This window comes from Bradyrhizobium diazoefficiens, from assembly GCF_016612535.1.
Taxonomy (GTDB): domain Bacteria; phylum Pseudomonadota; class Alphaproteobacteria; order Rhizobiales; family Xanthobacteraceae; genus Bradyrhizobium; species Bradyrhizobium diazoefficiens_C.
Genome location: NZ_JAENXS010000002.1, coordinates 1,580,084 through 1,601,949, shown reverse-complemented (window position 1 = coordinate 1,601,949; position 21,866 = coordinate 1,580,084). Strand labels below are relative to the sequence as shown.

Sequence of the window (21,866 nt, the reverse complement as noted above, 5' to 3'; positions counted from 1 at the left end):
GCTTTGCGCCGCAGCACGACGTCTGACACGCCCGAAATGAACCAGTTCGCACGGCAGAGCAGCCAGTCTGCCGACATCCAGACATTGCCCGACGACATCGCGGAGGAACTGACCCGCCTTCCGGGCGAGGTCATGAGCGTCAGCGACGCTCCGACTCTCGTGCCACCGGCGCCGCTGTCGTCGGACGAGGTGCGGACCATTGTGATCAGCCTGATGCTGACGATGTTCCTGGCCGCCCTCGACCAGACCATCGTCGCCACCGCGCTGCCGACCATCGGGCGCCAGTTCCAGGATGTCTCGAACCTGTCCTGGGTCATCACCGCCTATCTGCTCGCCTCGACCGCGGTCGCGCCGGTGTTTGGCACGCTGAGCGACATCTACGGCCGCAAGGTCATGATCATCGTGTCCTTGAGCCTGTTCATTGCGGGCTCCGTGCTGTGCGCGATCGCGCCGAGCCTGCCGATGCTGATCCTGGCGCGCGGCCTTCAGGGGCTGGGCGGCGGCGGCATCATGCCGGTGGTGCAGACCGTGATCTCCGACGTCGTGAGCCCGCGCGAGCGTGGCCAGTACCAGGCCTATTTCTCCAGCGTGTGGATGGTCGGCGGCATTCTCGGCCCCGTCATCGGCGGCGTGTTCGCCGAGCATCTGCACTGGTCGATGATCTTCTGGATCAATCTGCCGCTCGCAGCCGCGGCGCTCGTGATGCTGCTGCCGAAGATGAAGAAGATCCCGGTGTTCCACCGCAAGCGCAAGGTCGACTGGCTCGGCGGCGTATTGCTGATGGCGTCTGCCGTCGTCTTCATGCTGGTGCTGACCTGGGGCGGCACGCGTTATCCCTGGCTCTCGCCGACCGTGCTGTCGATGGTTGGCGGCGCCGTCGCGCTCGCGGTGACTTTCGTGTGGCACGCGCGCCGCTCAGACGAGCCGTTCCTGCCGTTGAAGCTGCTGACAGGATCTGTCGCGCCGTTCGCGTTGACCGCCGGCGGTTGCGGGCTCGGCGCCATGACCGGCCTCACCGTCCAGCTTCCGCTCTATTACGAGTCGGTCTATCACCTCAGTGCCAGCGAGGCGGGGCTTGCGCTGATTCCGCTCGCGGCTGTCTCGACCTTCGGCGCGGCGATTGCCGGCCGTACCATGGCGCGTGCCAGGCACTACAAGCGCGTTGCCATCATCGGCACCTCCTGGGCCGCGCTGTGCGCGCTCGGCCTCACGCTCACGACCCTGCCGCTATGGGCGCTGCTGACGCTGTTGGCGGCGTTCGCGCTCGGGCTCGGCACGACCTTCCCGGTCTGCGTGGTCTCCTTGCAGAATTCGGTCGCCCGTCCGCTGGTCGGCACCATCACCGGCGCGATGAACTTCTTCCGCTCGCTGATGTCCTCGTTCACGGTCGCAGCCTTCGCCGCGATCCTGCTGATCGCGCTCGGCGCCGACATTCCGCTCGCTGGCGAGCATCACGCGGCCGGCGCCATCCCTGCGATCCCGGTCGACGACATGCGACATGCGTTCCGCTACGTGTTCGCTGCAGCGACCGCGATGATGACCACCGCCGCGCTCTGCCTGATCATGATGGAGGAGCGGCCGCTGGCCGGTCCTTCCGTCACTCAGCCGGTTGAGATGGCGGAGTAGGGGTTAGCCGCCGCGATCGGAATCGTCGTCGGCATGGCCTGTGCTCGTCTTCCGCGCTTTCGCCGCAAGCTGCTGTTTGAGCTGCGCCAGCGCATCTGCGGACCAGTCGCTGACATCGGTGACTGCGACCCAGGTATCGACGTAATGCTCGGGTGCATAGACATGGCCAAAGCCCATTGGCGCATTGGTCGCGACCGCCATGTCGAGCGCGAGCTGCAGCATCGTGACGATTGGATACCATCGGAGCTCCGGTGACACATCCGGCCCGCGCGGCGCATTCATCCAGGCCGGAGCCTGGTAGGCATCGCGATAGGCGAAGAACGTGATCGCGTCACTGGCATATTGCAGATAGACCATGCGCATCGGGCCCCAGGGCGCATCGGCCGGCACCGTCGGCCCGTTCTGGTTCATGAAACGCACGAAGCGTCCGTCGCGGAATTTCGGCAGCCACGCCGGCGAGCCCGGATTGCGATTCGCGGTGATCGAGCGCCAGTTGCGGCTCTCGAACGGTGGGCCGCTCCACAGCGCACCCGCGATGGGATCGCCGATCATCTCGAACAGCTCGGCGGATTTTTCCGAGTTGAGGGCGCCGAGGCTGAGCCCGTGCAGATACAGCTTTGGCCGTCGGTCCTTCGGCAGCGTCGTCCAGTAGCCGTAGATTTCGACAAACAGGGCGCGCGCGGCTTCCGCGCCGTATTCGGGCTGAAACAGCAGCGACAGCGGGCTGTTGAGATAGGAATATTGCATCGCGACGCTCGCGACATCGCCATGGTGGAGATATTCGAGCGTATCCATCGCGGCCGGATCGATCCAGCCGGTGCCGGTCGGCGTGATGACGATCAGGATTTTGCGGTCGAAACCGTGCTGCCGCTTGAGCTCGTCGAGCGCAAGCCTGGCGCGCGCCTGCGCCGTGTTGCCGCTGCCGAGACCCACATAGACGCGCACCGGGTCCTGCGCGGGTCGTCCCGTGACGGCGCTGATCTCCGCTGCGGTCGGGCCGGAGGCGATGAAGCGGCGCCCCATGCGCCCGAGCTCTTTCCACTTCACCAGCGAATTGGGACTCCCCGTCCTGTCGGCGGCGGTTGGCTGCGGCCGCTCGGGCTCGAGCAGAACATCGAGTTCGCGGAAAGAGGAGTCGAGCGCGTTGAACGCCGTGCGGATCAGGACATTGCTGGCGATCGACCAGAACAGCAGGCCCGCGACGAGCACGCCGATCACATTGGCAACCTTGCGCGGAATGACGCGTCGTATGCGCGCGGCGAGGAAGCGGGCGATCAGCGCAAACGATCGCTCCAGCACCAGCAGCACCACGAAGGTGATCAGGGCGATGGCGCAGACCTTGAACGGATGCGCGGTCTCGACCGGCGCCATGTTCATCACGGCGCGGATTGCATTCTGCCATTCGGCGGCGCGCCAGAGCGAGACCATGACGACGAGCAGACAACCGGCTGCGACCAGCGCATTCGCGATCGATCGTGCGCGCGCCGAGGGCTCGGGCAATTCGAGATAGTGCCACAGCCGGCGCCACAGCACGCCCGCGAAATAGCCGATCGCAAAGCAGCCGCCGGCAAGCGCGCCCTGCGTGAGATAGCTGCGCGGAATCAGCGTCGGCGTCAGCGCGGCCGCGAAGAACAGTGCGCCCAGCATGAGCCCGACACCGGACAGCGAAAGCAATTGTCGCCGGATGAGCCGCGCCGGATTCATGAAGGCTCCTCCCTGGCGACGTTGCAATCTAACGTTTATCCGAAAATCTGTTCTGGCGCGGCAGCATAATGGTGAATTCGGTGAATTCACCGGGACGCGTCGCGACGTCGATGGTGCCGCCATGCTGCTTCACGACGATGTCGTGGCTCATCGATAGACCGAGTCCGGTGCCTTCGCCGGCCGGCTTGGTGGTGAAGAACGGATTGAACATCTTCGCCTTCACCTCGTCCGGAATGCCGGTGCCGTTGTCGTGGATGCGGATCTCGATGCGGGCGCCGCGGTCTCGGGTCGTGGCGGTCACGACAGGCTCATAGTCTCCGGCGCCGCTCTCCGCCTTGCGCTTTGCCACCGCGTAAAGCCCGTTCGAGACCAGATTCAGCAGCACCCGCGTGATCTCTTGGGCAAACAATTCGGCTGAGCCCGCCGCCGGATCGAGTTCGCGCTTGATCGTCACGTCGAACTGCGGCTTCTCAGCACGCGCGCCATGATAGGCGAGGGTGAGGCTTTCGTCGACCAGCGCATTAATGTCGCTCAGCCGGTACTCGCCGCCACCTTCGCGCGAATGCAACAGCATGTTCTTGACGATGGAATCGGCGCGCTTGCCGTGCTCCACGACCTTTTGCAGATTGTCTTTCAGCAGTCCCGTAAGTTCGTCGACGTCGTTGCGGACATCGTCGCCGAGCGGGAGAGGCGTAAGAACATCGTTCAACTCGTCCGTCAGCTCGGCAGAGAGCGCCGCAAAATTGTTGACGAAGTTGAGCGGATTCTTGATCTCGTGCGCGATGCCGGCGGTGAGCTGACCGAGCGAGGCCAGCTTCTCGGTCTGGATCAGCCGGTCTTGCGCCGCGCGCAAATCGTCGAGCGATTTTGCAAGTTCCTGCGTGCGGTCCTGCACCTCGTTGAACAGCCGCGTGTTCTCGATCGCGATCACGGCCTGGTCGGCAAAGGTCTTGAGCAAATTGATCGCCTTGTCCGGGAAAGGACCGGCCACTGGCCTCGTCACACCGATGGTACCGATCGCAACTCCGTCGCGCAGCATCGGGATCACGAGGATGCTGCGATAACCGCGCGTCCGCGCCAGCTCCCGCATCGCTTCCGCGAGATCGGGCTCGTTCTGCATGTCGCTGCGGAACGCATACTCTCCGCTGGCCGCCACCCGGCTGTGAATGCCAGGCGACGAGAGCGGCGCCGGGAACGTGCTGAGGAGCTCCGTATTGCCGGCCTCGTTGTCAGTGGTGAAGGCGGCCAGATGCAGCATGCCGTCGATGACGCGGGTGACGGTGGAGGAATGTCCGCCGACTAGCGCCTTGGCGCTATCGGAGATCGCCTGGAACACCGGTGTGACATCCGCCGGCGAAGCCGCGATCACCTTGAGGATATCCGCGGTCGCAGTCTGCCGTTCCAGCGCCTCCTTGGTGGCGTTGAACAGGCTGACATTCTTGACCGCGATCACCGCCTGGTCGGCGAATGTCTGTAGCAGCCGCACATGATGCTCGGCGAACGCGCCGGTCGTCCGTCGCGTGGCGATGATGACGCCCCTGGCCTCGCCCTCGCTCATCATCGGCGTGAACAGCATGCTGCGAAAGCCGCGAGCGCGCCCAATGTCGCGTGCCGCCGGCTCGAGCTCGGTGTCGGGCAACTGCGCCGATTCACCGTTGGCCACGAGCTGGTAGGCCGGAAACTGCGCGAACGGCACCGGGAACGATCCCTGCAGCACGCGGTCGCCAACCGGATCGCCCGGCGTGAAAGCCGCAAGATGCGCGGCGCCGTCGATATAGCGCAGCACCGCCGTGGAGAAGCCGCCGATCAGCCGGTTGGCATTGGTGGCAATCGCGTCGAACACCGGCTGCACGTCGGAGGGCGAAGCGGCCATCACCTTCAAAATGTCGGCGGTGGCGGTCTGCCGCTCCAGCGTCTCGCGCGTCTCGTTGAACAGCCGCGCGTTCTCGATCGCGATCACGGCCTGGTCGGCAAAGGTCTGGAGCAATTGCACGAGGTCGGGCGCGAACGCGCCGGTCTCGGCACGCGTGACGCTGATCATGCCGGCCGCCGTGCCGCGGTTCATCAGCGGCATGAACAGCACGCTGCGGAAGCCGCGCAGTCGCGCCAGATCGCGGTTCAGCTCCGGGACGTCACCGGCTTCGCTGTCGGGAAACTGGATCGTCTCGCCGCCGCGAACCAGCGCAAAGGTCGGAAAATCCTCGATCCGCCGCGGGAATGACGCCTTCAGCCCTTCGTCTCCTTCCGGGCTGGTCGGCGTAAACGCCACGAGGTGCAGCTCATCGCCGATGAACTGGAGCACGGTGGCGGAGAAGCCGCCGAGCAGGCGTTTTGAGCTGGACGCGATCGCCGCAAAGACGGGGCGGGCATCGGAGGGAGAGGCGGCGATCGTGCGCAAGATCTCGGCGCTGGCGTTCTGCCGATCGCGCAGCCGCGCATTCTCGGCCGTGGCCGACTGCAATTGCCGCTTGAGCTCGTCGATCCCGGCGATGTCGTTGGACGGGGTGGTCATTCGCAATCCGGCTTGATGCCGCTACGTGCGCGGCACCCGGCCGGATTATCACATCTCCTGCGGCCGGAGCCAGTGCTCGCGGCCCTGCGGTCGCCTCACGTCCCCGGTCGCGACACCTCGGTCTCCTTGCTGGTGATGAACTCCAGCAACACCGGCACGCCCTCTTTCGTCTTCTGGATGCCACGTTTGATCGCGGGCACGATGTCCTCCGGCCTTGTCACCCGCTCGCCGTAGCCGCCGAAGGCGCGCGCCATCGCGGCATAGTCGCCGGAAATGTCGGTCGAGCGGTATTTCTCGGTCGAGATCGGCATCACCTTCAGTTCGATCGCCATCGAGAAATTGTTAAGCAGGATCGATAGGATCGGGATGCGCTCGCGCACCGCGGTCTCGAAATCCATGCCCGTGAACCCAATGGCGGCATCGCCCCAGACGTTGATGCAGAGCTTGTCGGGCTTTGCGAGCTTGGCGCCCATCGCAAGCCCGAGGCCGTAGCCGAGCTGCGTCGTCTTGCCCCAGCCGAGATAGGAGAGGGGTGTTACCGCCTTCCAGAACGGCGAGAGCTGGTCGCGCGGGCTGCCGGCATCATGGGTGATGATGGTGTTGTCGATCTCGACGGTGTGTTGCAAGTCCCACAAGACGCGGTAGGGGCTGAGCGGCGCGTCATTGCTGGTGAGCTTTGGCATCCATTTCGCCAGCCACTCCTTATGCGAGGCCGCGATCTCGGCCGCGACGGCCGAGGCATCGCGGTCCGCGGTGACCGTGTTGCCGATCTCCTCCAGCAGCGCATCGAGCACGAGGGCGGCGTCGCCGACGAGGCCGATCTTCGCCTCCACATCCTTGTTGAGATGGTTCGGATCGAGCGTGGAATGGATGATGGTCTTGCCCTTCGGCATCGCGACGCCAAAGCTGGTCTCGGTGAAGGAGCAGCCAATGCCGAAGATGACATCGGCCTCCGCGAGGAATTTCGGCACCGCGCGCGGCACGGCGAGGCCGCCCGAGCCGAGCGACAGCGGATGGGTTTCCGGAAACGACGATTTTCCGCCAAGGCTGGTGGTGACGGGGATCGCCAGCCGTTCCGCGAGTCGTTTCAGCTGCGGCCAGGCCTGTGCGTAATGCACGCCCTGACCCGCATAGATCACCGGACGCCTGGCGTTGGCGAGCAGGGCGGTGGCCTCCCTCACATGCGCGGGATCGGCGCCATAGCGGGTGCGCAGCACCGGCGTGTAGTTCAGCGGTTCCGGCACCTCCTCGTTCCACATGTCGGCAGGGATCTCGACGATCACCGGCCCGCCGCGCCCGTTCTTCAGCTTTGTAAATGCGCGGCGGAAGATGTTGGTGACCTCGGCCGCCAGAATGATCGGCTCGGACGATTTCGAAAACGGCTTCATCGCCTCGCTGGAATTGAAATTCGGCTCGACATGCGCAAGCCGCCGCTGATAGCCCATCGGCAGCACCAGCACCGGCACGGATTCGCCAAAGCACTGCGCGACGCCGCCCATCGCATTCTCCGCGCCCGGCCCGTGCTGCATGCAGAACGCGCCGATCGTGCGCCCTGATGTGACGCGTGAGATCGCATCCGCCATGTGCACCCCGACGCGCTCCTGCCGCACCATCACGGGGCGGATCTCGGCCTTTGCCGCGTGCTCGATCAGATGGTTGACGGGATAGCCGCAGAGGATCTCGATCCCCTCGCGCCGCATGATTTCCGCAATCGCGGTGCCGAGCTTCATGGCGTCTCTCCTGGGCAGGCCGGTGTTGGTCCCGGTCAGTTGGCCGGTAGAGGAACAGGAATTGTACAATGGGTAAAGTCAGGATGGCTCGCGCCATCGGAGGGCAGCCATGCACGATATCTTTGTCGAGCACCCCTCCCGACCGTGATCGTCTTCACCGACGCAAGGCGATCTGCTCGTCGCGGGGCGGCAGATAGCGATCTTAAACGTGCAGCCGGGAACATGGTTCTCAAACAGTGACCAGCCGGCCTTGCACCGAGCCGGAGCGGCGGCCGTCAAAAGAGAATTTAACGCTTGCGCCCGCCTGCTCGACGCCGGTGAAGCGAAATTCCGCAATGTTTGGGGCGCTGCATTAACGGAGGCGCAATTCTACCAGGCTAGCTTGGCAGGAGCACCTCGGTGAACAGGCCGGCGAACGGACAGACCTCATGACGGACACGCTGAGCCTGTCTGACATCCATCTCGACCGGTTGAACCGTGCCGATCGTATCGCCTGGATCGCGATCGGGGCCACGGCCGGCGCAGTATTGATCGCCTCGACGTTCGGGCCTTTCCAAATAGACTGGCTATCATTCCGCAAACCGACCCTCGTTGCGGGCCTGCTCATATTGCTGAGCTGGTTCTACTCAACCGTCAGGAAGGACGCGGCTCTTGCCGGCGCGCTGATCAGCACTGCCCAGATCATTGCGTTTGCGGCGGTGGCAGCTCCTCTGTCCTATGTCGCGGCAGGCGCGGCATTTCCGCTATGGGATGGCGAGCTCGCCGTGCTGGACCGCCGTCTCGGCTTCGATTGGATGGCATGGCTTGAGGTGATGAACGCGGCTCCGCACCTGCATGCGCTGCTGGCGGCGGCCTATGCGAGCTTTGCTGTGCAAACGACGGCCGTCGTCCTCATACTGGCCGCGGCAGGTCATGCGCTGCGACTGCGCGTCTTCATGCTGAGCTTCGTGCTGACGACGCTTCTGACAATCGGCATTTCGGCTCTGATGCCGGCGCAGGGCGTCTGGGGCCATTTGCATCTGTCGGCACTCGATTCTCCCGCGATCGTGCCGACCACGCGAGATCTGCCCCTTCCGGTATTCTTTGGATTGCGCGACGGGACCTTCCGCCATCTGGTCGCGGAGGGCGCCGAGGGAATCATCAGCTTTCCGAGCTTGCACGCCGCGCTTGGACTTCTCTTCCTGTTGGCGCTCCGGCCGGTCAAATACGTGGGTTGGATCGCCGTGCTGCTCAATGTCGCCATGATTGCGGCAACGCCGGTGGACGGCAGCCATTACTTTTCCGACGTCGCCGCGGGCCTCGCAATCGCACTGCTGAGCTGGGCCACGGTCCAACGTGCTCTCATCGCGGGAGAACGTACGGAAGCCGATCGCGAGCTCGATTTGAGGCCGTCCAGCTCCGTGCGATAACGACCCGGTGCCCTCGACCGGCTATGCCGGCTACTTGACCGCCGCGCTGATCGAGATGAACTTGCTGCTCAGGAGTGCACTGCCTGTGTTGGTCACGGCGGTGATGATCGCGAGCGCGATGCCAGCGGCTATCAGGCAATATTCGATGGCGGTGGCACCATTCTCATCGGCAAGAAATGACCTGAGCACAGTCATCGTCAACTCCTGTTCGTCCGTCCAACGTAGGCTGGCGCCGTTTTCGGAATGGTAAATTCATTTACGAATTCGTGGGCGCGTCAAAAACGCGGGTCGGATCGTCCTCGCCTGTCCCTTCGCATGTTGTCATCGATTGACTTAAGGTTTCGTCACTCAATTCGCGTGGATTTGGCGATGTCGTCGTCCTGTTTCAGGACGAGAGCGGGCGGCCCGGTGCGGCCTTGCCCGGGCGCTTCAGCACTGCCGCGAGGCGTCCGACCAGATAGCTCACCGCCCGCAGCGCCGTGTCGGCGATCCGCTCTTCCTCGGTCGTGTCGCTCACGATGCCGATGTAGTTCTTTCTGGCGTTCTGCTGCGGCACGGCGGTGTGAACCCTGGCTCCTCGGTCTCCCGACCATGGTGCACTCAAAGGGAATCAGCGGTTAATTTTTGGTCCCGTAGGAATACCCGCTGCGGCAAGATGGCATCCTGGTGCCGAAAGGGACGAGGTCGCTTAAGGGATTGTTGAGGCTGTTCGTCAACCGATCGGTAAGCATGCCGATCGCGGCTCATCGACGCCGGCTGCCAGCGTTCAGCGCGCGCAGCATGCCGATGCGGGCGAATATCAACCAGCCGCCGCCGGTCTCCGCCGCGTTGATCAGCATCTCGATCGCGGTCTGCCAGCACGGCTCCTGCTGCTCGGCCTCGGGCAGTTGCATGATGAAGTCGGCGGCCTCTTGCAGCGTGCGCAGCCTGCGTCCACCGCGCAAGCCGATCGGATCGTCGAACGGCGTCGACCAGGGCATGTCAGATTGCCCGATCGGTGAGGGGAGACGTCACGGCGTGACCGGTGATGCGATGCCGTCAGCCGGCCTTCTTGGTTCGCGCCGTCGCGCGCACCGGCTTGTCGGCCTTCTTCGGTGCCGCTTCCTTCGTCGCTTCCTTGGCGGCTGCGTCCTTGCCGCCCTTGCCCGAGATCGGCAGCAGCATCTCGCGTTGGCCTTCGACGCGCTTCTTCGGCTTCTTGGCCTTGACGGTCTCTTTGGCGACCTTCGCCACGGGCGCCGTGTCCTTCTCGGTCGCGAGGCTCTTCTTCAGCGCGTCCATCAGGTTGATGACGTTGCCGCCGCTCTTCGGCGTGGACTTGGCTGCGATCGGCGCGCCCGAGCGTTTCTTGTTGATGAGATCGATCAGCGCGGTCTCGTAATGGTCCTCGAACAGTTCGGGCTCGAACGCGCCGGACTTCTTCTCGACGATGTGCTTGGCGAGGTCGAGCATGTCCTTCGTCAGCTTGACGTCCTGGATGTCGTCGAAATATTCGGTCTCGCTGCGCACCTCGTAGGGATAGCGCAACAGCGTGCCCATCAGCCCGCTCGCGAGCGGCTCCAGCGCAATGATGTGCTCGCGGTTGGTCAGCACGATGCGGCCGATCGCGACCTTGTCCATGCTGCGGATGGTCTCACGGATCACCGCAAAGGCGTCGTGGCCGACCTTGCCGTCCGGTACGAGGTAATAGGGGCGGATCAGATAGCGGTTGTCGATGTCGGTCTTCGGCACGAACTCGTCGATCTCGATCGTGTGGGTCGAGTCGAGCGCGATGTCGTCGAGCTCGTCCTTGGTGACTTCGATGTAGGTGTCGGTGTCGACCTTGTAGCCCTTGACGATGTCCTCGGAGGTCACCTCGTCACCGGTCTCGGCGTCGACCTTCAGATATTTGATCCGGTGGCCGGTCTTGCGGTTGATCTGGTTGAACGAGACCTTCTCGGTGTCCGACGTGGCCGGATACAGCGCGACCGGGCAGGTCACGAGCGACAGACGCAGAAAACCCTTCCAATTGGCGCGGGGGGCCATGGGCTACTCCAGACGCAACAAGGACAGACTTGTGAGGATACCATCGGGGAACAGCGAATCATACATGGCTCAGGGCGAATTCTTGCAACTGCGTTAACCAGTCGCTAGGCGTGCGGTTCTGCCCGATCCTTCGGTAAAACGCCGGAACATCAAATCGGATCACGCGTTGGCTCGAGACAAATGGCCGTGATGAGGTCGCGGTCATCGGAGGCGACATCCAGAGATTGAGGTCACCATGGCAACCACGCGCGAGGACCGCCAGATCGTCGAGACCGCAACCGAGGCGCGCCAAGCCGAACCTGGGCCCTCGGTGGCCGCGCTGCTCGCCATCTCCACGGGGTTAGCGATCCTGATCCTCGCCGTCGTCTGGTTCGTGTTTTTCCGGACCTGACGGCAAATCGACGGGAAGGGCGGACCTTCCGACTCGCCGCCTAACGCGGCACATTGCGCCCGCCATATGCCACAGGCTTCGCCCGTGGCGTGGCGGGCGCAGTCGCGCCAGTGCCGAACACATCGTATATGACCAAAAAGTAACGCGACCGGTTCCCCACGTTCATACTCAGTTCACGCCGGAATTGCTCATCTCTGCCAATCGATTGTGCAGCCTATTTCTGGAGAGAAGCGTGCGCCTGCTCGTTGTTGAGGACGACCCCGATCTCAATCGTCAGCTCACCAAGGCGCTGACGGACGCCGGATATGTCGTCGACCGCGCCTTCGACGGGGAAGAGGGACTTTATCTCGGCGACAACGAGCCCTACGACGCCGTGGTGCTCGACATCGGCCTGCCCAAGAAGGACGGCATCTCGGTGCTGGAGGCCTGGCGCCGCAATGGCCGCACCATGCCGGTCCTGATCCTCACCGCGCGCGACCGCTGGAGCGACAAGGTCCAGGGCTTCGATGCCGGCGCCGACGACTACGTCGCAAAGCCGTTCCATCTGGAGGAGGTGCTGGCGCGTATCCGCGCCCTGCTGCGCCGCTCGACCGGCCATGCCCAGAGCGAATTGAGCTGCGGCCCGGTCACGCTCGACACCCGCACCGGGCGGGTCAGCGTCTCCGGCAATCCCGTCAAGATGACCTCGCACGAATATCGGCTTCTGGCCTACCTGATGCACCATTCGGGGCGGGTCGTATCGCGTACGGAGCTGGTTGAGCATCTCTACGACCAGGATTTCGACCGCGACTCGAACACCATCGAGGTCTTCGTCGGCCGCATCCGCAAGAAGCTCGACGTCGACATCATCCAGACCGTCCGCGGCCTCGGCTATCTCCTGACCCCACCGGCCCCCGGCGCCTGAGGGGTCTTTCCAAGGATATTGCGAAGCATCTTGGCTTGACGGGCGGCCCGACACGAGCCTTGGTCCGGTCATGACCGCCGACGCCATGCCACCACCTCGTGCCTCCGGGATCATTCCGATGCCCGCCAGCTCGCTTGCGAACCGCCTGTTCCTGTCGGCGACCGCCTGGCTCGTGGTGATCCTGGCCATCACCGGCGTGGTGCTGTCCTCGGTCTATAAGAACGCCACCGAGCGCGCCTTCGACCGCCGGCTCAACCTCTATCTCCGCACCCTGATCGCCGAGGTCGCGACCCCCGACGAGCCGCCGGATCGCCAGTTCCAGTCGCTCGGCGAGCCCCTGTTCGAGCTGCCACTGTCCGGCTGGTACTGGCAGATCACGCGCACCGACACCGCGAAGCCGGAGGTACGTTCGTCGCGCTCGCTCTGGGACCAGAAGCTGCCGAAGCTGGAGGACCAGGGCACCGAGCTCACCGCCGCCGGCATTCGCCTCGCTTATGTCGACGGGCCGGAAGGGCAGAATTTGCGCATGGTCGAGCGTCCCGTCGATCTCGGCGCCGACGGCAAATATCTGGTCAGCGTCGCCGGCGACGACACCGAGATCTTCGACGAGACGCGGAGCTTCGACTACTATCTCGGCGGCACCTTCACAGCGCTCGGCATCGTGCTGCTGCTGACCACCGTGTTCCAGGTCCGTTTCGGCCTTGCGCCGCTCAAGCGCATCTCGGAATCCATCGCCGACATCCGCTCCGGGCGGGCGGAGCGGCTCGAGGGCGAATTCCCGGTCGAGATTGCGCCGCTCGCGCGCGAGACCAACGCGCTGATCGACGCTAATCGCGAGATCGTCGAACGGGCCCGCACCCATGTCGGCAATCTCGCGCATGCGATCAAGACGCCGCTCTCGGTGATCGTCAACGAAGCCGGCTCGCACGCCGCTGATCCGTTCGCGGCCAAGGTGATGGAGCAGGCGGCCGTGATGCGCGACCAACTCACCCATCATCTGGAGCGCGCCCGCATCGCGGCGAGGATCTCGGTCGTCGGCACCGTGACGGAGGTTGCGCCCGCCATCGAAGCGTTGCGGCGGACCATGGAGAAGATCCACCGCGACCGCGGTATCGCCGTCGAGGCCAAGGCCGATCCGGCGGCAAAATTCCGGGGCGAGCGGCAGGATTTGGAGGAGATGGTCGGCAACCTCGTCGACAATGCCTGCAAATGGGCGGCCTCGCGCGTCTTCATCGAGGTCCTGGTCGATGCACCGCCGCAGGCGGGGGCAGGCCCCAGACTGCGGCTCATCGTCGATGACGACGGACGCGGCCTCTCCGAGGCCGAGCGCGCCCAGGTCTCCCGGCGCGGTCAGCGACTCGACGAATCCAAGCCGGGCTCGGGGCTGGGGCTATCCATCGTGACCGATCTCGCCGCCCTCTATGGCGGCAGCCTCTCGCTCGGCAGTGCGCCGATCGGGGGCCTGCGGGCCGAGCTGGTGCTGCCCGGAATATAATCCTCTGATCCTGCACACTTATTTTTGGCTTCGGGGCGAAACCCGAGGTATTCGGAGCGACTTCCTCAACCGCTTCTTAAGGCGCACCCACCTATGATCGCGCCGGACGCATCCCACGTCCGACATTTTACCGTGCATTACCCGGGCGCATGAGCCAGACATCGATCGAGCGGCTGAGGGAATATCTCGCGCAGCTCCCGCCACAGGCGCAGGCGCTGCTGATGCGGGAGTTCGAGCGCGCGCTCGAGCGTGGCCAGGATACGGCCGTCGCGACCCTCGTGCTCGAGCAGTTGCGCAAGATCGTGCGCAAGACCGATGCTGAAGAGGCCGTGCCGCCGCGGACCGACGATCTGTCGCGGCTGCTGTTCCAGGTGCTGGAACCGTTCCTGGTGGAAGCCGGTGCCCCGATCCGGGTCGGCCAGATCCGCCGCTCCTCGCTGCATCCGATCTGGCAATGGCTCGGACGCGACGGTGCGCCGGACAAGGTGGCTGAATTCGAGGCGGCGCTGGCGCGCATGCCGGCTTCAGACAGTGCGGGGCAGGTCGAGGCGCTGGCGCTAAAGCTTCAGGCGGTAGCCGCAGACGCCATCTTCGAGCTGACGGGGCCCGGCGGCGGCGACAAGTCGCGTGCGCTCGCCCGCGTTGGCCCGCCCAACGTGATCGAGGATCTCTATTCGATCGGCGCCGTGCTCGGGGTTCGCGAGGCGCTCGGCACGCTCAATGAAAAGCTGCCGCGCTTCCTGCGCGCCTTCGGCGACCCCCAGATCGCCTCGGTGAACGCTGCGCTCAACATTCCCGTGCTCCAGACCCCGCAGATGCTGCCCTTTGCGCTGTCGGTGGTGGTCCAGCGCATGACCGCGCCGTGGCAGATCATTCGCCTCGCCATCAAGATCGCCGCGTCCGACGACGAGATCCGCGTCGCGGCAACGCCTTATGGCGCCGCCGTCACGATGGCCCTGCACGATCTGGCCCGCGTTGCCGCCAATTTGCGCATGGACATCAAGCGCGGGCATTTCGAGACCGTCGCCGACAATCTCAAGGCGCTGCACGACGGCGTCCGCGGCCTGCGCACCGAGCTCGACCTGCGCAACGATTCCCCCTGGGGCAAGCAGCTGACCTCGATCCGGGCCGACATCTCCAATGCGCTGCAATCGGAGATCGACAGCGTTCCCGGCCGCGTCCGCCGCATCCTGCGCCAGCGCGCCGAGAAGGACATTCCGCCCGGAGCGCGGATCGACAGCACCGAGGTCGAGGAGACCGTCGCGCTGGTCGACTTCGTCGCGACCTGCCGCAACTACGCGAGCGAGCTTGCGATCAACGAGGTGACGCTGCGCACCTATTCCGACCTCCAGCAATATGTGGAGCGGTCGACCGAGCAGCTGGTGCAGTCGCTGCGCGCCGCCGATCACAAGGTCCGTACCTACCGGCAGCAGCAGGTGCAGGCTGCGATCCGCTTCTGCCAGGTGCTGTTTGGCGATGATTACGCCTCGCTGATGAGCCGCGCCGCGGAGAACGCGGCGACGGGCGAGCGCAAATCGACGCGCGCGAGCTGATCCAAGCGCATCTTTGTGTGATCACAATTTGTAGTTGACGATGCCGGTCGTGGGCCCTACGGTCCCGTGCAAGCTTTTGGAATTTCTATCTGTGGGCGCATGAAACCCGTTATCAGCTCCATCGAAATCGAAAACCGCGTCATTGTTGCCAAATATCAAAGGTTGATGGTCGGCGCGAAGGTGGTGCTCGTCGAGAAGGCAAGCGGCCGGCAACTGCCTGAGACGGTCACCAGGGTTGCATCGCCTGTTCCCGTCGGCGCATTGCGCATCAGATTGCCCGATGCAATCGAGCCGGGAACATACTTCCTGAGGGCCTTCAACGGGCACGGTGAGAACGCCGCTCAAAGCGCGGAGTTCGAGATCGGCTAAGCCGTTGGATTTTCACCATTTCGAGACTGGGTGCGCTCGCGCCAAATTGACAATTGTCAATTGCCGCATCGTCCGGCCGTGGTGTAAAGCCACCTGTGGGCGCGGCTCACGCGCTGCCGGAAGCTTGCCAGATGACGCTATGGTTCGTGTTCGCGCTGATGACGGTCGCGGCGATTTTCGCCGTGCTCTGGCCGCTCGGCCGTGGCGGGCGCCCGGACAATCAAGGCAGCGAAGTCGCGGTCTACAAGGACCAACTGGCCGAGATCGAGCGTGACCTTGCCGCGGGGCTGATTGCGCCCCCGGAAGCCGAAGCCGCGCGCGTCGAGATCAGCCGCAGGCTGCTCGCCGCAGCCGGCAGCGAGTCCGCGCTCGCGCCGACATCCAGTCTGAAATGGCGTCGCGCGGCCGCCGCGCTGGCGCTTGTCGGCCTGCCTTTGGTGGCGGTCGCGATCTATGTTCCACTCGGCTCGCCTGCGCTCCGCGATTTCCCGCTGGCGCAGCGGGAGCGCGGGTCCGGGTCGGGCATGGGGCAATCGCTCGAGAACCTCGTGGTGCAGGTCCAGCAACATCTGGACAAGAACCCGACCGACGGGCGCGGCTGGAATGTGCTCGCGCCGGTGCTGGAACGGCTCGGTCGTTTCGACGAGGCCGCGCGCGCCTATCGCAATTCGATCACCTATAACGGCGAGAGCGCGGAGCGGCGCTCCGATCTCGGCGAGGCGATCGCGGCCGCTGCCAGCGGCGTGGTGACGGCGGAAGCCAAGACCGAGTTCGAACGCGCGCATGCGCTCAATGCCGACGATCCCAAGGCGAACTATTTTCTCGGGCTCGCTGCCGAGCAGGACGGCCGCAACGGTGACGCGGCCAATATCTGGCGCGCGCTGCTGGCGAAAGCACCCGCGGATGCGCCGTGGCGGCCGCTGGTGCAGACCTCGCTCGCGCGGGTCGGCGGTGGCGGCGTGACGATGCCGGCCCTGTCCGACGAGACGATCGCAGCGTCCAAGGAGATGAACGACGGCGATCGCAACGCGATGATCCGCAGCATGGTCGAACGTCTCGCCACGCGCCTCAAGCAGAACGGCGACGATGTCGAGGGTTGGCTGCGTCTGGTGCGCGCCTATCTGGTGATGGGCGACCGCGACAAGGCGGTGGGCGCCTCGACCGACGCCCGTCAGGCGGTCGCCAAGGATTCCGAGCGGCTGCGCCAGCTTAACGAAGGCCTCAAGACTCTCGGGCTTGACGGATGACGGACATAGGACGAGACGAGCGGAGAATGGATACGCCATGACGCGCAAGCAGCGACGGATGACCATCATCGGCGGATCGCTCGCCGTGCTCGCGCTCGCGGCCGCGCTGGTGCTCAACGCCTTGCGCGATTCCATCGTGTTCTTCTCGACCCCGACCATGGTTGCCGAGAAGCACGTCCCGCCCGGCAAGCGCTTTCGCCTCGGCGGGCTGGTGCAGCCGGGCTCGCTCCAGCGCGGCGACAATCTCGCCGTGACGTTTGAAGTCGCCGACGGCGGCGCCAAGCTGCCTGTCGCCTACAAGGGCATCCTGCCCGATCTGTTCCGTGAAGGGCAGGGCATCGTCGCCGAAGGCGCGCTCGATGCCAAGGGCGTATTCAGGGCCGACACCGTGCTGGCCAAGCACGACGAGACCTACATGCCCAAGGACGTCGCCGATGCCCTGAAGAAGCAAGGGCATTGGAAGGACGATTACGGCGCCAAGGCTTCTGAAAACGCCAAGGCTTCTGAAAACGCCAAGGCTTCTGATGGCATCAAGCCGGCGGCGACGACGGCGCAGGGCAATTCGCAGGGAGCGGTGCGGTGATCGCGGAAGCCGGACATTACGCACTGGTGCTGGCGCTCGCGCTGGCGCTGATCCAATCGTCTGTGCCGCTGATCGGCGCACGCTTGCGCGATCCCGCGCTGATGAACGTGGCGCGCTCCACCGCGCTGGCACAGCTTCTATTCGTCGGCGCCTCGTTCCTTGCGCTTGTAACGCTGCACGTGAACTCGGATTTCTCCGTCGCCAATGTCTACGAGAATTCCCACTCCATGAAGCCGTTGATCTACAAGATCACCGGCGTGTGGGGAAACCATGAAGGCTCGATGCTGCTGTGGGTGTCGATCCTGGCGCTGTTCGGCGGGCTCGTTGCCGCCTTCGGCAACAATCTGCCGCTGTCGTTGCGTGCGCATGTGCTCGCAGTTCAGGCCTGGATTGCCAGCGCCTTCTACCTCTTCATCCTGATGACCTCGAATCCGTTCCTGCGCATCGTCAATCCGCCGATCGAGGGACGCGATCTCAATCCGGTGCTTCAGGACATCGGTCTCGCCGTGCATCCGCCGATGCTCTATCTCGGCTATGTCGGCTTCTCGATCTCGTTCTCCTTCGCGATCGCCGCGCTGCTCGAGGGGCGGATCGATGCCGCCTGGGCGCGCTGGGTGCGGCCGTGGACGCTGGTCGCCTGGATATTCCTGACGCTGGGCATCGCGATGGGCTCGTACTGGGCCTATTACGAGCTCGGCTGGGGCGGCTGGTGGTTCTGGGACCCGGTCGAGAACGCCTCGCTGATGCCGTGGCTCGCCGGCACGGCGCTGCTGCATTCGGCGCTGGTGATGGAGAAGCGCAACGCGCTGAAGGTCTGGACCATCCTTCTTTCGATCCTGACCTTCTCGCTGTCGCTGCTCGGCACCTTCCTGGTGCGATCGGGCGTCATCACCTCCGTGCACGCCTTCGCCAACGATCCGACCCGCGGCGTGTTCATCCTCCTGATCCTCTGCCTGTTCATCGGTGGCAGCCTGTCGCTGTTCGCGGGCCGCGCGACGTCGTTGAAGCAAGGCGGTCTGTTTGCGCCAATCTCGCGCGAGGGCGCGCTGGTGCTGAACAATCTGCTGCTGACGGTGGCCTGCGCGGTCGTGCTGTTCGGAACGCTTTATCCGCTGGCGATGGAAGTGCTGGCCGACTTCAAGATGTCGGTCGGGGCACCGTTCTATAATCTCAGCTTCGTTCCGCTGTTCGTTCTGCTGCTGCTCGCCGTGCCGTTCGGGCCGATGCTGTCGTGGAAGCGCGGCGATCTGCTCGGTGTCACCCAGCGCCTGCTGACGGCGGGCGTCGCCGGCCTCGTCGTGATCGCCATCGTCTGGGCGTGGACGCGTGGCGGCAGTGCGCTGGCGCCGTTGGCGATCGGGCTTGGAGTTTTCGTCATCGCGGGGGCGATGACGGATCTGGCCGAAAGGACCGGCCTGTTTCGCCTGCCGTTCGCAACGACGCTGCATCGCGCCCGCGGCTTGCCGCGCTCGGCATGGGGCAGCGTGTTCGCGCATGCCGGTCTCGGCATCGCGCTGATCGGGATCGTCTGCGAGACCACCTGGAACAGCGAATATATCGCGACGATGAAGCCGAACGACGTTGCGCAGGTCGCCGGATATGATCTGAAGCTCGACGGCCTGCTGGAGCGCCAGGGGCCGAACTACCGCGAAATGATCGCGCAATTCAACGTCAGCCGCGATGGCAACGCTCTCAGTGTCATGACGCCGTCGAAGCGCAGCTTCACCACGCGCGGCTCCTCCACCACTGAGGCTGCGCTTTTGACCCGCGGTGCGAGCCAGCTCTACATCTCGCTCGGCGACGTCACCGCCGAAGGCGCCATCGCCGTGCGCATCTATCACAAGCCGCTGGTGCTGTTGATCTGGTGGGGACCGGTGCTGATGGCGTTCGGAGGCATGCTGTCGCTGTCCGACCGGCGCCTGCGGGTCGGTGCGCCGAAACCGGCGCGGGCCAAGCAGCGCCTGCAACCGGCGGAGTGATCCAATGCGCCGGATGATGGCCGCGATCGTTGCGCTCATGCTGTTGGCCGTGCCCGCGGTGCACGCCGTGCAGCCCGACGAGATCATGGCGGATCCCGTGAAGGAAGCCCGTGCGCGCGAATTGTCGCGCGAGCTGCGCTGCATGGTCTGCCAGAACCAGTCGATCGACGATTCCGACGCGCCGCTCGCGCGCGACCTGCGGCTCCTGGTGCGCGAGCGGATCGCGGCGGGCGACAGCAATTCACAGGTGCTCGATTTCCTGGTCGCGCGTTACGGCGAGTTCGTGCTGCTGAAGCCGCGCTTCGAACGCCAGACCTTGCTGTTGTGGCTGCTCGCGCCGCTTTTGCTCGCTGGGGGCGGCTTTGCGCTGTGGCGGCAAAACCGCCGCGCGCGGAGTGGTGCAGACCTGGCTGCGCCGCCGCTCACGCCGGACGAAGAGGCGCGGCTAGCGGCACTGATATCCGACGACGCCACCCCATCGCGCTAGCTTCGCAGGGCGCCGCTCGACGCTTTGAGGCGGTCGCTGGAACTCTATTAAGTTCCTGTAACACCGCGCCTTTTCGCCTGCGGTAAACGGCCGCATCGGCTCGCGCCCTTCATTACAAAAGTTTAACCCCCCAGCCAGCGCGCGGTAAGGCGGAAGTCCCCATCTTCAGGTCCGTAAGGTGCCGTCATCAGGCACCAAATGGATTTCAAGGCCCTGGAGACACCCTGCATGACCGACCGTCCCGATCTCACGAATCTTCCGTCCTACCGGCAGCCGCGCCGTTCCGTGTTTTCCGCCCGCAGAATCGCGCTGATGGCCTCGGTCGTCGCCGGTCTCGGCATTGCCGTCCACGGCTTCAGTCCGTCGACGTCGCCCGCCGACCTGTTCTCGAGCCCGGCGCATGCCCAGGTCAACAACGAGGTCCGCAAGGTCGAGCGCCCGATCGGTTTCGCCGACATCGTCGAGCGGGTGAAGCCCTCGGTGATCTCGGTGAAGGTCAACATCAAGGAGAAGGTTGCGAGCAACGACGACGGCGATGATTCCGCCTCGCCGTTCCAGCCGGGTTCGCCGATGGAGCGCTTCTTCCGCCGCTTCGGCGGTCCGGATGGATTCCCGGGCCTGAAGGGCGGTCGTGGCCGCATCGTGCAGGGCCAGGGCTCCGGCTTCTTCATCTCGGCCGACGGCTATGCCGTGACCAACAACCACGTGGTCGACGGTGCCGACAAGGTCGAGGTCACGACCGACGAAGGCAAGACCTACAGTGCCAAGGTGATCGGCACCGACCAGCGCACCGATCTCGCTCTAATCAAGGTCGAGGGCGGCTCCAACTTCCCGTTCGCCAAGCTTGCCGACGGCAAGCCGCGGATCGGCGACTGGGTGCTCGCGGTCGGCAACCCCTTCGGTCTCGGCGGCACCGTGACCGCCGGCATCGTCTCGGCCAGCGGCCGCGACATCGGCAACGGCCCGTATGACGATTTCATCCAGATCGACGCGCCCGTGAACAAGGGCAATTCCGGCGGTCCGGCCTTCAATACCGACGGCGAGGTGATGGGCGTCAACACCGCGATCTATTCGCCCTCCGGCGGCAGCGTCGGCATCGCGTTCTCGATCCCCGCCAACACCGTGAAGAGTGTGGTCGCCCAACTCAAGGACAAGGGTTCGGTCAGCCGCGGCTGGATCGGCGTGCAGATCCAGCCCGTCACGGCCGACATCGCCGACAGCCTCGGCATGAAGAAGGCCGAAGGCGCGCTGGTGGCCGAGCCGCAGAAGGACGGTCCGGCGGCCAAGGCCGGCATCGAATCCGGCGACGTCATCACGTCGGTCAACGGCGAATCCGTCAAGGACGCCCGTGAGCTTGCCCGCACCATCGGCGGCATGGCGCCTGGCGCCACCGTGAAGCTTAACGTGCTGCACAAGGGCCAGGACAAGGTCGTGAACATGACGCTTGGCCAGTTGCCGAACACGGTCGAGGCCAAGGCCGACACCGATAACGACAGCGGCAAGGGTGTGAACAAGGGCACCGATGTGCCGAAGCTCGGCATGACGGTTGCGCCTGCTAACTCCGTGGCCGGCGCCGGCAAGGACGGCGTCGTGGTCACCGAGGTCGATCCGAAGAGTGCTGCGGCCGAACGCGGCTTCAAGGAAGGCGACGTGATTCTCGAAGTCGGCGGCAAGAGCGTGAGCACCGCCGGCGAAGTCCGCGACGCCATCACCGCGGCGCGGACCGACAACAAGAACAGCGTCCTGATGCGCGTGAAGAGCGGCGGCCAGTCGCGCTTCGTCGCCGTGCCCATCGCCAAGGGTTAGGCAAGGGCTAGGCCTCGGGAAACTGACGAGATGAAGGGTGTCACCG

Annotated in this window: 19 protein-coding genes; 12 read left to right on the top strand and 7 right to left on the bottom strand. The window is 64.9% G+C overall.

Features of this window, described 5'->3' with window-relative positions; translation table 11 throughout:
- Positions 1-36: 36 nt before the first annotated feature.
- Positions 37-1,626: an MDR family MFS transporter gene (locus tag JJE66_RS24505; protein WP_200517036.1), complete on the top strand. Its 1,590-nt coding sequence runs from the start codon at positions 37-39 to the stop codon at positions 1,624-1,626.
- Between the two features lie 3 nt (positions 1,627-1,629).
- Here JJE66_RS24505 and JJE66_RS24500 read toward each other — a convergent pair whose 3' ends face one another.
- From JJE66_RS24500 to JJE66_RS24490, 3 genes are all read right to left on the bottom strand, one after another.
- Positions 1,630-3,330, bottom strand: a complete 1,701-nt coding sequence (locus JJE66_RS24500) for an alpha/beta-hydrolase family protein (RefSeq protein ID WP_200517035.1) — start codon at positions 3,328-3,330, stop codon at positions 1,630-1,632.
- A gap of 28 nt (positions 3,331-3,358) precedes the next feature.
- On the bottom strand, positions 3,359-5,842 hold the full coding sequence (locus JJE66_RS24495) for a GAF domain-containing protein (RefSeq protein ID WP_200517034.1): 2,484 nt from the start codon (positions 5,840-5,842) through the stop codon (positions 3,359-3,361).
- Positions 5,843-5,937: 95 nt separating this feature from the next.
- On the bottom strand, positions 5,938-7,572 hold the full coding sequence (locus tag JJE66_RS24490) for a thiamine pyrophosphate-requiring protein (protein WP_200517033.1): 1,635 nt from the start codon (positions 7,570-7,572) through the stop codon (positions 5,938-5,940).
- Between the two features lie 428 nt (positions 7,573-8,000).
- Between JJE66_RS24490 and JJE66_RS24485 the strand changes: the two genes are divergently transcribed.
- Positions 8,001-8,981, top strand: a complete 981-nt coding sequence (locus tag JJE66_RS24485; RefSeq protein WP_200517032.1) for a phosphatase PAP2 family protein — start codon at positions 8,001-8,003, stop codon at positions 8,979-8,981.
- A gap of 30 nt (positions 8,982-9,011) precedes the next feature.
- Here the strand turns inward: JJE66_RS24485 and JJE66_RS24480 are convergent, their stop codons facing one another.
- The 4 genes from JJE66_RS24480 to JJE66_RS24465 all read right to left on the bottom strand — a co-directional run bounded on the left by JJE66_RS24480 (position 9,012) and on the right by JJE66_RS24465 (position 11,006).
- Positions 9,012-9,176, bottom strand: a complete 165-nt coding sequence (locus tag JJE66_RS24480; protein WP_200517031.1) for a Flp family type IVb pilin — start codon at positions 9,174-9,176, stop codon at positions 9,012-9,014.
- A gap of 190 nt (positions 9,177-9,366) precedes the next feature.
- Positions 9,367-9,537, bottom strand: a complete 171-nt coding sequence (locus tag JJE66_RS24475; RefSeq protein WP_200517030.1) for a hypothetical protein — start codon at positions 9,535-9,537, stop codon at positions 9,367-9,369.
- A 187-nt stretch (positions 9,538-9,724) separates the two neighbouring features.
- On the bottom strand, positions 9,725-9,961 hold the full coding sequence (locus JJE66_RS24470) for a hypothetical protein (RefSeq protein WP_200517029.1): 237 nt from the start codon (positions 9,959-9,961) through the stop codon (positions 9,725-9,727).
- A gap of 58 nt (positions 9,962-10,019) precedes the next feature.
- Positions 10,020-11,006, bottom strand: a complete 987-nt coding sequence (locus tag JJE66_RS24465) for a Ku protein (protein ID WP_200517028.1) — start codon at positions 11,004-11,006, stop codon at positions 10,020-10,022.
- 235 nt (positions 11,007-11,241) lie between these two features.
- Between JJE66_RS24465 and JJE66_RS24460 the strand changes: the two genes are divergently transcribed.
- The 10 genes from JJE66_RS24460 to JJE66_RS24415 all read left to right on the top strand — a co-directional run bounded on the left by JJE66_RS24460 (position 11,242) and on the right by JJE66_RS24415 (position 21,820).
- Positions 11,242-11,397 carry a hypothetical protein gene (locus tag JJE66_RS24460; RefSeq protein ID WP_200517027.1) on the top strand — a complete coding sequence of 52 codons (156 nt, stop codon included), beginning with the start codon at positions 11,242-11,244 and terminating at the stop codon, positions 11,395-11,397.
- 232 nt (positions 11,398-11,629) lie between these two features.
- On the top strand, positions 11,630-12,301 hold the full coding sequence (locus JJE66_RS24455) for a response regulator transcription factor (RefSeq protein WP_200517026.1): 672 nt from the start codon (positions 11,630-11,632) through the stop codon (positions 12,299-12,301).
- Positions 12,302-12,419: 118 nt separating this feature from the next.
- Positions 12,420-13,796 carry a sensor histidine kinase gene (locus tag JJE66_RS24450; RefSeq protein WP_200517025.1) on the top strand — a complete coding sequence of 459 codons (1,377 nt, stop codon included), beginning with the start codon at positions 12,420-12,422 and terminating at the stop codon, positions 13,794-13,796.
- A gap of 149 nt (positions 13,797-13,945) precedes the next feature.
- Positions 13,946-15,349: a hypothetical protein gene (locus JJE66_RS24445; protein WP_200517024.1), complete on the top strand. Its 1,404-nt coding sequence runs from the start codon at positions 13,946-13,948 to the stop codon at positions 15,347-15,349.
- 99 nt (positions 15,350-15,448) lie between these two features.
- The gene (locus tag JJE66_RS24440; RefSeq protein ID WP_200518751.1) at positions 15,449-15,718 is read left to right on the top strand and encodes a hypothetical protein; all 270 of its coding nucleotides are present in this window, start codon (positions 15,449-15,451) and stop codon (positions 15,716-15,718) included.
- Positions 15,719-15,849: 131 nt separating this feature from the next.
- Positions 15,850-16,965: a c-type cytochrome biogenesis protein CcmI gene (ccmI, locus tag JJE66_RS24435; RefSeq protein WP_200517023.1), complete on the top strand. Its 1,116-nt coding sequence runs from the start codon at positions 15,850-15,852 to the stop codon at positions 16,963-16,965.
- Positions 16,966-17,002: 37 nt separating this feature from the next.
- Positions 17,003-17,548 (top strand): cytochrome c maturation protein CcmE, encoded by a 546-nt coding sequence (ccmE, locus tag JJE66_RS24430; RefSeq protein ID WP_200517022.1) that lies wholly within the window; start codon positions 17,003-17,005, stop codon positions 17,546-17,548.
- Positions 17,545-19,527: a heme lyase CcmF/NrfE family subunit gene (locus tag JJE66_RS24425; protein WP_200517021.1), complete on the top strand. Its 1,983-nt coding sequence runs from the start codon at positions 17,545-17,547 to the stop codon at positions 19,525-19,527. Before ccmE ends, JJE66_RS24425 begins: the two co-directional genes overlap by 4 nt.
- A gap of 4 nt (positions 19,528-19,531) precedes the next feature.
- A complete protein-coding gene (locus tag JJE66_RS24420; RefSeq protein WP_200517020.1) occupies positions 19,532-20,014 on the top strand; it encodes a cytochrome c-type biogenesis protein in 483 nt (160 codons plus the stop codon).
- A gap of 228 nt (positions 20,015-20,242) precedes the next feature.
- Complete coding sequence (locus tag JJE66_RS24415) at positions 20,243-21,820, top strand: Do family serine endopeptidase (RefSeq protein ID WP_200517019.1); 1,578 nt, start codon at positions 20,243-20,245, stop codon at positions 21,818-21,820.
- The last annotated feature ends 46 nt before the right edge of the window (positions 21,821-21,866 follow it).